The sequence below is a fragment of the Vibrio sp. 811 genome (assembly GCF_033339195.1).
Genome location: NZ_JAWOUB010000009.1, coordinates 117,778 through 129,289, shown reverse-complemented (window position 1 = coordinate 129,289; position 11,512 = coordinate 117,778). Strand labels below are relative to the sequence as shown.

Sequence of the window (11,512 nt, the reverse complement as noted above, 5' to 3'; positions counted from 1 at the left end):
TGATTGAAAGGAAATATGATGAACCCAATTATCGCCTTGCTGAAAGAGAACAATATCAGCGACGAACAAATCAACGAGATTTTTCAGACTCTGACGCAAAACCCTCTAGCGGCAATGGCAACAATCAGCCAACTAGGTTTGCCACAAGACAAGCTACAAATGCTGATGGCGCAAGTGATGCAAAACCCTGCGCTAATCAAAGAAGCCGTAGACGAGTTGGGATTGGATTTCTCAAAGGTTGAAGAAGCAAAAGAGAAGCTTCAAAGCCAAAACCAAGGCAACTAAGTCTTAGCCATTTAGCGCTGAATATAGAAAAGGCCGTTAACCCGAGCATGTGGGTTAACGGCCTTTTTTGTTCGCTACTTTTTGTCAGCTAATTATTAGCGATTTAAAGACGCGAATTGTTCTGCGGTCATACCGTAGTAAAGCTTGTCGTCAAAGCCTTGCTCTAGTTTGTAGTAGTCTTTCTGACGGCCTTCTTGAGTAAAACCGTTTTTCTCTAACGTCTTGTAAGAGCCAGCATTAAAAGCGTAGCAATCCGCACTGACTTTATGGGCGTTTAGCTCAGTAAATCCAATCTCGGTCATCATTTGGCAAGCGCGAGTCGCAACGCCTTTACCCCATGCACAAGTTGGTAATTGATAACCTAATTCGTAGTTGCCAGTTAAGAACATCACTGCGGTCACTGCACACATTCCCATGTACTGGCCTTGTTGGTCACGAATCACGAACGTTGGGCTATCTGGCCAAACACTGTCTTTAATCGCTTGTGCCGTATTTTCAATAATAGGGCCAAAGAAACCCTCATATAGGCTGTTGTCAGCAGGTGCGAAGAACAGATACTGATTGACCTTATCATCGTTCAACATCTCGATAATATCTTGTAGATCAGAGCCTTGAATCAGTTGGATAGTCAACGATTCGTTAAATGGGATGGCTTCGCCTTGTTTTAGTTTTTGATATGACATGTGTTACCTCGTTATCTGCTGAAAATAGTAGCTCAGCGGATAAGAGAAAAATTGGATTTTTGCGACAACTTTCGGGCTGATTAGCAATGAATTACGACTCAAAGTCGCCATAGATATCGATGGTTAAGTCGCGCTTTTTCAAGTATTTGCTCGGCGTTTTTCTTAGCTGCTGTTTGAGGGTACGAATCAAATGCGATTGGTCACTGAAACCAAATTGCTGTGAGAAGCTCGCCCAATCAATCGCTTCTTGTTGCTTGTAGAGAGTCAAAATCATCTGCTCCAGACGTGCCATTTGTTGATACTGCTTAACGCTCAACCCCACCACTTGCTTGAAACTGCGCTCAAGCGTTCTTCGAGAACAGGCGCACTGTTTGGCTATCTCATCAATATCCATCGCTAGTTCAGGTGAGCGTAGTGCTTGAGCGTCCATCACGGATACCGCTTTTTGCGATGCCAAAAACGGTTTGGTACGGCAAGGTTCGATATCTAACGCATCTAAATGTTGTTTGATGTAGCTCAGCAAACATTGCGGTGAATCTTGCAACTCTAGCTGCCATAGACCCAGTTGAAAGCGCTCGTCAAACGCCACGTTAAGCCACTCAAACCATTCGCATTGGTTAATTGCACTAACTTGGGATGCATCATTAAAAAGTGACTCAATGGCATACAAACCCTCTGGGCGAAAGGTGATACCGATACGCTTGATGGGAGCCGTATCTTCCAACAACAGTAAATGTTCGTTAGCCGTTAATAAGTGGCAGCCTTTGCCAGCAAGCGTTGTGTCTCCCGTGTCGTAGCTGTAGCCTTGCTCTGATGGCGTAAAGAGTAAATGAGCACGCGGGTTTGGAATAAGGTGCGGCTTGGGGTCAATGACTTCACCCTCTGGCACTTCCAAGTACCAAATTTGATGAATGAGCCATTCGTACTCTGGCAGAGACTGTTTCCAAGCTATCATGATTGTCCTAGCGGTTAGTAAAGATAATAAGCGCAACGTTTTTGCTTAAACATCTGCTCGTTGAGTGTGACTGATTGACGCTCATCTCGCCACGCATTTCTCACCCTGCTCCCTTGCAAGCTTGTTGGATTGCGGTAGGCTTTGAGCAGAGAATACAAGCTGAACAGAACAAGGAAATCCCCCGATGCGCGTCGACTACCACCAACGACTGGTTCCTGTGATTCGTTATTTAGAACAACACTTTAATGAACCGCTCAACCTACCAGAAGTGGCCGCGCTGGCGAACCTTTCCCCTTATCACTTTCATCGCACCTTCAAAGCCGTGCAAGGCGAAACATTGGCCGATTTCATTCGACGTTTACGTCTAGAAGCCGCTGCCGATGACTTATTCAAATCCAAGCAACCAGTATTGAACATTGCCCTAGAGTACGGATTTTCTAGCTCACAGAGCTTAGCCAAAGCCTTCAAGCAACATTATGGCGTTACACCCACGGCCTTTCGTGACTGCGAAAACTATCAGCAGTTTTCTGAATTAGCACGAAACAGCAAGATTGGACACACGTTGCGCAAGAATGGAAACGAAGTGACACCAAGCGATTCATATACTGGCTCTGAACTCACCAAATGGAGCACGACAATGGAAACGCAAAACTTTGAAAAAGCAAAACTGGCTTACATTCGTGTAAACGGCCCTTACGGCCAAGGCTATGAAGAGCCATCAGGTCGCCTGTATCAATGGGCAGGAATGAAAGGTTTGGCAGGCAATACCTGCATCTTCATCTACCATGACAACCCAGAAATCACGCCAGACGAGAAGTGCCGTACTGACATCTGTCTAATGGTGCCGGAAGATACCGAAGTTCCGAAAGGCATTGAGCTGCAAGATTTTCCTGGAGGTCAATATGCGGTGATGCGCCAGCACATTACTGACCCTAGCCAATACTCAAAAGCGTGGGATGATGTCATGAGCAAAGTGATTGAATCCGGTATTGAGAACGACGACCGTCCTTGCTTCGAGCTTTACCACAGCTTCGACCCACAAACGCACCATGCAGACGTTAGCTTCTGCACCGCCATCAAATAAACCAAAAGCCTGCGCACTTGCAGGCTTTCTTGTCTTTGTAACGTGGTAAGAACCGCTTAAATTGCTTCACCGTTTACCGTTACTGCCACATCAATGTTGCCACGAACTGCGTTTGAATATGGGCAAACTTGGTGTGCAATGCGCGTTAGCTCTAGCGCTTGTTCTTGTGGCATGTCTAGCTCTACCGCTAGGCTCACTGTTAGTACAAAGCCGCCGTTGTCGTTCGGACCGATGCCCACTTCTGCTGTTACGGGTGCACTTTTCAGGTTTACTTTACCTTCACGTGCTACGTGCAAAATCGCGTTAGAAAAACACGCTGAATAACCCGCTGCAAAAAGCTGTTCTGGGTTAGTTGCTGCGCCTGTGCCGCCCATTTCCTTCGGGTATGACAGCTCTAGATCGAGAAGACCGTCATCAGTTTTTACTTGACCATTACGACCAGCCAAAGCGGTAGCTTGAGTTTTGTATAGAGTAGTCATGCGAGTGTCCTTCTTAATTTAAGTTGCGCACAATTTAATTGCTTGCAATCTTATATCGAAGTAAAGATAGTTTGCAACTATATTGTGCACAATTTATTTTATAACTCTCTTTCTCTATGAGCAGGTAGGCAACACCAATGAGCCAGTGTTACACCGACAACACCATGACCGACGACAATAAACTCTTACTCGAAAACCAAGTTTGCTTCCCGCTCTACAGCGCAGCAAATGCAGTGATCCGAGCGTACCGCCCGTTGTTGGACGAGCTTGATCTGACTTATTCGCAGTACTTAGTGATGATGGTGCTGTGGGAGAAAGATGGTGCCAGCGTGAAAGAGTTGGGGTCTCAACTGCATTTGGACTCAGGCACACTCACGCCGCTGCTTAAACGCTTAGAAGCAAAAGGCTATGTAGAGCGCGGCCGAAGTGAAACCGATGAACGCGTTCGCGTACTCAATCTAACCGAGCAAGGTTGTGATCTTAAAGAACAAGCCAAGTCAGTGCCAAACGCCATGATGTGTAAAATCACCTTAGAGCTAGATGAAATGATCATGCTGAAGAAGCTATGTGGCAAAGTGCTCGACAATCTGGGCTGACAAAATAGACGCATCAGCGTACCCACTTCCTATTAGAAAGAGCCTGCCGAGATGCAGGCTCTTTCGATCTTAGCCAGACGATCTACTTCAGGGCATCATTGATATTCTCTATTGCTACTCTGCCTTCATCTTCAATAAAACCTATCAAAGCAAACTCACTTACATCGGATTTCCCTATCAAGTGAAATAGGAAATGGCTATCAATAGGATAGTTACAAGCGATTTTCCTTAAACACACTCCGATGAGAATATACTTTCCGAAAGCAACAACAGCTCAGCTTAAAACATTCAAAGGAAAGTAAATTATGATTAATACTCAAATCAAACCATTTGCAGCTACAGCGTACAAAAACGGCGAATTCGTTGAAGTAACAGAACAAGACGTTCTAGGTAAATGGGCAGTATTCTTCTTCTACCCAGCAGACTTTACGTTTGTATGTCCAACAGAACTGGGCGACCTAGCAGACCACTACGAAGAGCTACAAAAACGTGGCGTAGAAGTTTACTCAGTATCAACTGACACACACTTCACTCACAAAGCATGGCACGACAGCTCAGACACAATCGGTAAGATTCAGTACTACATGCTTGGCGACCAAACAGGCAACATCACAAACAACTTCGGTGTGATGCGTGAAGGTCAAGGTCTTGCAGACCGTGCAACGTTCCTAATCGACCCAGAAGGTACTATCCAAGCAATGGAAATCACTGCTGAAGGTATCGGTCGTGACGCAGAAGACCTACTACGCAAAGTGAAAGCAGCTCAATACGTAGCAGCGCACCCAGGCGAAGTTTGCCCAGCTAAATGGAAAGAAGGTGAAGAGACTCTAGCTCCATCACTAGACCTAGTTGGCAAAATCTAAGCCACTGAAATTTAAGTTCTAATCAGTTCCTATTTCCTTTTTCTGATTAGAACTGAATTAGAGAGCACTTCAGGTTAGATACCTTGACGACCTTCTGCCTGATTTGCTCTCTCCCCCTCAGGTTTTATCTACAGTAACCACTTTTTATTACCTATCTGAATAAGTAGGTGTGCAGTAATTGCGTAGAAAAAATCGTTTAGAACCAGGCATAGATTTTCGATAGCTAGTTACTCTAACTACAAAATCTATAACGCAGTTATCAACGATTTTAGCTAGCAAGAATGAACAAATACTTGTTTTGATTGGTAACTATTTAATTAAGGTAGTAACAACTATGTTAGACCAAGCGATCCAACAACAACTCAAACAATATCTGGCTAATGTAAAAGAAGAAGTTCGTTTAGTGGTTAGTCTAGATGAAAGCAAAGCATCGAATGACATTTTGTCTCTAGCGAACCAAATCGCAGAGATGAGCGACCTAATCACCGTTGAACGTGACGACAACGCAAGCGCACGTAAACCAGTGATGGCGGTAACTAACCCAGCAAAAGGCACAGCACTACTCTTTGCAGGCTTGCCAATGGGTCACGAATTTACCTCTCTAGTATTGGCACTGCTTCACTCTGGCGGCCACCCAATCAAACTAGAACCAGAAGTGATTGAGCAAATCGCAGCACTAGACAAAGATCTAGACGTAGAAATCTTCATTTCACTGTCCTGTCAAAACTGTCCGGACGTGGTTCAAGCGTTCAACATGATGGCGGCGATCAACCCGAAAATAAAAGCAACCATGATCGACGGTGGTTTGTTCCAAGATGAAGTGAAACAACGCGACATCATGGCCGTACCAAGCGTATTCGTGAACGGTGAGCTATTCGGTCAAGGCCGTATGTCTCTGACAGAAATCCTAAACAAAGTGGATGACGGCGCAAGCGAGAAAGCCGCGAAAGCACTGAGCGAAAAAGACCCATACGACGTACTTGTTGTCGGCGGTGGCCCTGGTGGTAGCGCTGCTGCTCTATACGCTGCTCGTAAAGGTATTCGTACTGGCGTTGTCGCTAAGCGCTTTGGTGGTCAGGTTATGGACACCATGGCAATCGAGAACTTCATTTCGGTAAAACGTACTGAAGGTCCAAAACTGGCAACTGACCTAGCAGAACACCTAAAAGAATACGACGTAGACGTCGTGACTGAGCAACAAGCTGAGAAGCTAATGGGCGCAGCACACACAGAAGATGGTTTGATTCACATCCAACTTGAAAGCGGCGCAACGCTGAAGAGTAAGAGTGTAATCCTTAGCCCTGGTGCACGCTGGCGTGAAATGAACGTTCCGGGTGAACAGGAGTACCGCAACAAAGGTGTCGCGTACTGCCCACACTGTGACGGTCCACTGTTCAAAGGCAAGAAAACTGCGGTTATCGGTGGTGGTAACTCAGGTATCGAAGCAGCTATCGACCTTGCTGGTATCGTCGAACACGTAACGGTTCTTGAATTCGCAGACGTACTTCGTGCAGACCAAGTGCTTATCGACAAAGCGAACTCACTACCAAACGTAGACATCATCACGATGGCGCAAACAACAGAAGTAGTGGGCGACGGTACTCGCGTAACAAGCTTGAAGTACAAAGACCGCAACACAGATGAAATCAAAGAGATTGAATTATCAGGTATCTTTGTTCAAATCGGTCTAGTACCAAACACAGAATGGCTAAAAGATTCAGAAGTAGCCCTGTCTGAGCGCGGCGAGATTGAAGTCGGTAGCCGTGGCGATACTAGCTTAGAAGGTGTGTTCGCAGCGGGTGACGCAACAACCGTTCCTTACAAACAGATCATCATTGCGATGGGTGAAGGTGCAAAAGCAAGCTTAGGCGCATTTGACTACCTAATCCGTAAGCAAGGTTAATCTCCAATTTCTTGAGCACAAAGCGCACGGTGCTGTGTTTTCTTCCCCGGAAAACCAATCGGGGCACCGTGACAGCGATGAGTAACAAGAAATAAAATCAAAAAACCTAGAAGCCCAAAGACTTTGCCAGCAGGTACTAACTGCTGGCTTTTTTGGTTTTTTTTTGGGGGGGGGGAAACAAATTATTGCTAGAAATAACAGAGTAAAATAAAGCTGCCGAAATACACTTAGGGTGAAACATTGCGGGCTTTAACTCGTTTCTACTGCTTCAAATATCAGACCTTTTAGCTGACAACGATGGTAAATTTCATACAAACCACCTAATTCATCATTGCAGTAAACACCGCTTCCGTTATTTTCAATCCTGAACAAGCCTCCGGATTTGATTGATTTACTACTCAACACTAATTTTTTAAACCGCTTTACACGACTTGGCTTACCATTAGCTCTTACATTTAACACAGTGCGATCCTTATCAATGGCATCGCAAGTTTTGAGTATGTTTATAGCATACCAACGCTCGCCAGCGACGCGTAATGGCAAAAACTCACAACTGGAATCAAGAGCTTCGTTTATTTGATTATATGCGGACTCAGAACAAGCAAACTCGCCTGCACGCCAGATTGCAAAATCAGGTTTTGTTGTAAGCATGTGGTTATCACTCACCCACTCCAAATCAATAATCATCCAAGTATCAGCGACACGCTCACCACATAACTCCCGCAAATCGCCATCCGAGTATTGTATAGAAATCTCTAGTTGAGTTTCTTGTAAAAAAGGGAAATTCTCAACATCATGATTAAGTGTAAAAACCTTCATCTCTTGCTTACTTAAATCAAACGGTTAACTGGAAGTCCCCATCATGTAACATCTTTCCAATCTTGCACAAGGTTTCAATGATTTCTGTGTGAGCCAACTCTTCAGTGTCAGCGGCCTGACCTTTATACATGGCGTCTACAAATAAAATCAAAAAAGCCCTTTACCTCAACTTTACTTGAGGTTTTAGCATATTCATCGTTGGCTAGAAAATGACAAAAAGGAGCACCTCATGATCCAACTAGAACATATTAACTTAGTCGTGAAAGATATCCCTGAAATGCTGAAGTTTTACCAAACTGCATTTCCACATTGGTACGTGCGTGATGAAGGTAAAGGCGAATGGAGTGGCAAACCAAGAAACTGGCTACATTTTGGCGACGAGTATCAATACATAGCCATGAGTGACCATGGCGAAGGTGAAAACCGCGAGTTGAGCGGGCACCAAGTTGGGCTAGCGCATTTTGCTTATGTGACCAACAACGTCGATGCAATCATCAAAAGACTAACCGATGCAGGTTATCCGATTGCCCAACCTGGTGCTGATGAACCATACCGCAAAAATGTGTATTTTGTTGACCCTGCCGGTTTTGAGATTGAATTTGTTGAATACCTGGCGGATGACCCAAAACTTCGTAACCTGACAAGCTAAAAGAGATGTAAATAATAAAACGCCAGCAGATAGTGACTGCTGGCGTTTTATTTTATCTATCAGGCTTCTTTATCGCATTAGCGCTGTTTGGCAAAAACCTGAGTCCAGTAATATCCGTAGCGTGCAGAGTGATTTTCGACAAGCGACGCGCCCATCTGATCAAAATCCGCACTCATGATATTAAGGCAGTGACCTTCACTCGATAACCAAGCATTAATGGCGGCGTTAATGCTGCTTTGCCCTACGGCGACATTCTCACCAATGGCGCTCCAAGCATAACCCGTTGCGTTAACTCGATCTGACATTTTGCTGCCATCAGAGCCTGTGTGGCTCATGAAATCGCTGTTCGCCATATCGCTTGAATGTCGATAAGCGGCGCTTTCCAAATCGTAGCTCCAAGTCAGAGCCCCAACAGGTGGCATGGTGGTTGCGCCACACTGTTGTGTAGTAGAGCGGGCGCTGTTGACCGCTGCAAGCATATGCTCGGCAAATGTGCCTTGTGACGATGTGGAACCTGTGTTTTGTGAGCCGCTTTCTGCTGGGGCTGACGACTCCCCGTCGCCGCCACATGCGCTGAGAAGTAGGGCCAAAGCAGGCACTAAGATCTTAGTTGGCATTGTCTTTCCTTTATGAGTGACGAAGAGCAAACTGCGCTTTTCGATAATAACGCCCAATAAACTAACAAAAACCAATAAAAGCGCCATTTAGCTTAGGGGGTTTTAACCAAAGACTCACATGAAGTTTTCAATCGCCTTGGTTCGGTCGATAAATCGGCAACGTTTCAGCCCAAGTATGGAATGGCGTTTCATCCATATCCTGTATTGCTTGAGTGATAAAATCGATGAACACCCTAACTCGTGCAGGCACATATTCCCGGTTGGCATAGAGAAGATACACGCCATTTCCTGCTTGGCGCATGCTCGGAAATATCGGCACTAAACGCCCCGATTTAAGCCAGTCTCTCGCGATAAAATGAGGGATCTGAGTTAATCCTAAGCCTTCTGCGCAAAGCTCTGCCATGGATTCACCGTCATTTACAATATAGTTTCTTTCGGGGTCATATTCACTCGCACCGTCTGGTTCTGGCATCCGAATCGGCAACAGTTTCCCCGTTTGTTTAAAACGAAAACGAACCCAAGAATGGTCATTGAATACATCCGGGCCACTCGGAACACCATGGCGCGCTAAGTAATCCTGACTGGCACAAATGATAAAATCGATAGGGCTCAGCTGGCGCACAATCAATTGACTATCGTGAACGACACCAGAGCGAATCGACACATCAATACCTTGCTCAATAATATCAACGTAGGCGTCATCGTAATGAATATCGATAGTGATGTTAGGGTAGCGGCGACAAAACTCTTTTAATAAAGGACGAATATAGAGGCGACCGTACGAGACTGGCACATTAATCTTAAGCTGCCCTGAAAGCGCATCATTGTGACTTTTTAATGAATCCTCACATGCCGCCAGCTCCTCCAGTACAAACCTAGCAGTATTTGCGTACCTACGACCAGCTTCTGTCAGGCGGCTCTGTCGCGTAGAACGTTGAAAAAGCTGTATACCCAAATCGCTTTCAAGACGATGTATGGCTTTACTCACGGTCGAAGGGTCAGTGCCATACACTTTGGCAGCCGCAGCAAAACTACCGCCATCTAAAGTGGCAATAAAAAATCGTAGGGACCGTATCTTATCCATATAACCAATGAACTCTATTCATGAATTTTATTCACTTTAGTAAAGACCAAGTGGCTCTTCAATCACTAATTAGCCTAAATATAATGAACCTCAATAACTTGATGCTCTGTTAACGAGGAAAAAACCATGGGTAAAAACGGATTGAAGAATGCACTACAACTATTGATAGCGACACTAGTCCTATTCTTTGGGATGCTTCAAACAGCACATGCCGCAGATAAACGAATTGGTATTCTGGTTTACGATGGCGTACTGACCTCTGATGTTACTGCGCCTTTAGAGGTTTTTGGCGTCGCAAGTCGTCTCACTTGGTTTAGTGATTATGACGTGCTCACCATTTCCGTCTCAGATCAGAAAACCATCACCACTGAAGAAGGATTAAAAATTGGTGTGGATGCTTGGATTGGTGATCTGCCGGAACTCGACGTATTGGTTTTAACATCCAGCTATGACATGGATGCACTAATCGAAAATAAAGATCTCATTCACTTTATTAAAACGACATCAAAGGCGGCAGATTGGATGGCAAGTAATTGCTCTGGCGCGTATTTGTTAGCCGAAGCTGGCCTTTTAAACGGCAAAAAAGCAACAACTTGGGCCGGAGGTGAAAACGGCTTTCAAAGAGATTACCCAGCAGTCAAAGTACAAGTCGACCAGAATTTTGTCATTGATGATGGCGTTATCACTTCGAACGGTAGCCTAGTTAGCTATCAAGCTGCTCTTAAGCTACTTCACCTTATGACTTCAGAGTCTAAAGCTCAGGAAGTCGCAGATGCCATCCAGTACTCACGCTTTTCCAACCAACCATTTTAAGCGTGTAAGAAAGAAATCAGAGTCACCCTTCGATATTTGGAAGGTTAACTCTTCGAATTTGTCTTCCTAATCGAACAACCCTTTTTATCACTGTAAAAGCGATAAAAAGGGTTGTCGTTCATCTGGCAGACACAACGTGCTCTCCAAACTTTTTATCTTAATGCTATGGAAAAACATAAACGTTACGAAGCACTGACGAAAGATCGATACCAAGAGATTTACCGTCTCGCGTATTGGTTATGCAAAGATCACCACCTTGCTCAAGATTTAGCGCAAGAAACCTTTCTGAAAGCGTGGCAATTCTTTGATAAATTAAATGACCCCAACGCCGCGAAGTCTTGGCTCATTACTATTTTGCGTCGTGAGAATGCTCGGCGCTTTGATAGAAAACAGTACGATTTTGTCGACATTGATGAGTGTGCAATACAGACAAAAACCTACCCTGGCAGTGACTACGACATGGCCCAAGATTGGCTTCAAAAACAAATGATGATTCTCGAACCCAAATACCGAGAGCCGTTGCTCTTGAGCTTAGTGGCTGGGTTGAATCATGATGAAATTGCCCAAGCCTTGAGGCTCAACCACAACACAGTGGCGACTCGATTATTCAGAGCGCGTAATCAGATCATCGCACAGAAGGAGAGTCATTAAGACACAAAAAGTAGTCAATCATGTAAACTAA

The 11,512-nt window shown here is 44.9% G+C and carries 14 protein-coding genes; 8 read left to right on the top strand and 6 right to left on the bottom strand.

What is annotated here, in order from left to right; translation table 11 throughout:
- Positions 1 to 18: 18 nt before the first annotated feature.
- Entirely contained in the window at positions 19 to 285 is a 267-nt protein-coding gene (locus tag R7Q46_RS15165; RefSeq protein WP_004746427.1) for a DUF2999 family protein, read from the top strand.
- A gap of 95 nt (positions 286 to 380) precedes the next feature.
- On the opposite strand, the gene R7Q46_RS15160 is transcribed toward R7Q46_RS15165, so the two are convergent.
- Complete coding sequence (locus R7Q46_RS15160; RefSeq protein ID WP_318077583.1) at positions 381 to 968, bottom strand: GNAT family protein; 588 nt, start codon at positions 966 to 968, stop codon at positions 381 to 383.
- A 91-nt stretch (positions 969 to 1,059) separates the two neighbouring features.
- On the bottom strand, positions 1,060 to 1,923 hold the full coding sequence (locus R7Q46_RS15155; protein ID WP_318077582.1) for a helix-turn-helix transcriptional regulator: 864 nt from the start codon (positions 1,921 to 1,923) through the stop codon (positions 1,060 to 1,062).
- A gap of 184 nt (positions 1,924 to 2,107) precedes the next feature.
- On the opposite strand from R7Q46_RS15155, the gene R7Q46_RS15150 reads away from it, so the two are divergent.
- A complete protein-coding gene (locus R7Q46_RS15150; protein WP_020195560.1) occupies positions 2,108 to 3,007 on the top strand; it encodes an AraC family transcriptional regulator in 900 nt (299 codons plus the stop codon).
- Positions 3,008 to 3,063: 56 nt separating this feature from the next.
- Here R7Q46_RS15150 and R7Q46_RS15145 read toward each other — a convergent pair whose 3' ends face one another.
- Positions 3,064 to 3,486 carry an organic hydroperoxide resistance protein gene (locus R7Q46_RS15145; RefSeq protein WP_046875669.1) on the bottom strand — a complete coding sequence of 141 codons (423 nt, stop codon included), beginning with the start codon at positions 3,484 to 3,486 and terminating at the stop codon, positions 3,064 to 3,066.
- Between the two features lie 137 nt (positions 3,487 to 3,623).
- On the opposite strand from R7Q46_RS15145, the gene R7Q46_RS15140 reads away from it, so the two are divergent.
- From R7Q46_RS15140 to ahpF, 3 genes are all read left to right on the top strand, one after another.
- On the top strand, positions 3,624 to 4,082 hold the full coding sequence (locus R7Q46_RS15140; protein WP_318077581.1) for a MarR family transcriptional regulator: 459 nt from the start codon (positions 3,624 to 3,626) through the stop codon (positions 4,080 to 4,082).
- Positions 4,083 to 4,387: 305 nt separating this feature from the next.
- Positions 4,388 to 4,945 (top strand): alkyl hydroperoxide reductase subunit C, encoded by a 558-nt coding sequence (gene ahpC, locus R7Q46_RS15135; RefSeq protein ID WP_005374632.1) that lies wholly within the window; start codon positions 4,388 to 4,390, stop codon positions 4,943 to 4,945.
- A 334-nt stretch (positions 4,946 to 5,279) separates the two neighbouring features.
- Positions 5,280 to 6,848 carry an alkyl hydroperoxide reductase subunit F gene (gene ahpF, locus R7Q46_RS15130; RefSeq protein ID WP_262647293.1) on the top strand — a complete coding sequence of 523 codons (1,569 nt, stop codon included), beginning with the start codon at positions 5,280 to 5,282 and terminating at the stop codon, positions 6,846 to 6,848.
- 249 nt (positions 6,849 to 7,097) lie between these two features.
- Here ahpF and R7Q46_RS15125 read toward each other — a convergent pair whose 3' ends face one another.
- Positions 7,098 to 7,667: an imm11 family protein gene (locus R7Q46_RS15125; RefSeq protein ID WP_053350147.1), complete on the bottom strand. Its 570-nt coding sequence runs from the start codon at positions 7,665 to 7,667 to the stop codon at positions 7,098 to 7,100.
- Between the two features lie 229 nt (positions 7,668 to 7,896).
- On the opposite strand from R7Q46_RS15125, the gene R7Q46_RS15120 reads away from it, so the two are divergent.
- Positions 7,897 to 8,316: a VOC family protein gene (locus R7Q46_RS15120; RefSeq protein WP_005374615.1), complete on the top strand. Its 420-nt coding sequence runs from the start codon at positions 7,897 to 7,899 to the stop codon at positions 8,314 to 8,316.
- A gap of 77 nt (positions 8,317 to 8,393) precedes the next feature.
- Here the strand turns inward: R7Q46_RS15120 and R7Q46_RS15115 are convergent, their stop codons facing one another.
- Positions 8,394 to 8,933, bottom strand: coding sequence for a CAP domain-containing protein (locus tag R7Q46_RS15115; protein ID WP_318077580.1), 540 nt, complete (start codon positions 8,931 to 8,933; stop codon positions 8,394 to 8,396).
- Between the two features lie 127 nt (positions 8,934 to 9,060).
- A complete protein-coding gene (locus R7Q46_RS15110; protein ID WP_042522258.1) occupies positions 9,061 to 10,017 on the bottom strand; it encodes a LysR family transcriptional regulator in 957 nt (318 codons plus the stop codon).
- Between the two features lie 126 nt (positions 10,018 to 10,143).
- Here R7Q46_RS15110 and R7Q46_RS15105 point away from each other — a divergent pair, with 126 nt between their 5' ends.
- Entirely contained in the window at positions 10,144 to 10,830 is a 687-nt protein-coding gene (locus tag R7Q46_RS15105) for a DJ-1/PfpI family protein (protein WP_005383525.1), read from the top strand.
- Positions 10,831 to 10,950: 120 nt separating this feature from the next.
- Positions 10,951 to 11,481 carry a sigma-70 family RNA polymerase sigma factor gene (locus R7Q46_RS15100; protein WP_262647350.1) on the top strand — a complete coding sequence of 177 codons (531 nt, stop codon included), beginning with the start codon at positions 10,951 to 10,953 and terminating at the stop codon, positions 11,479 to 11,481.
- Positions 11,482 to 11,512: the final 31 nt, after the last annotated feature.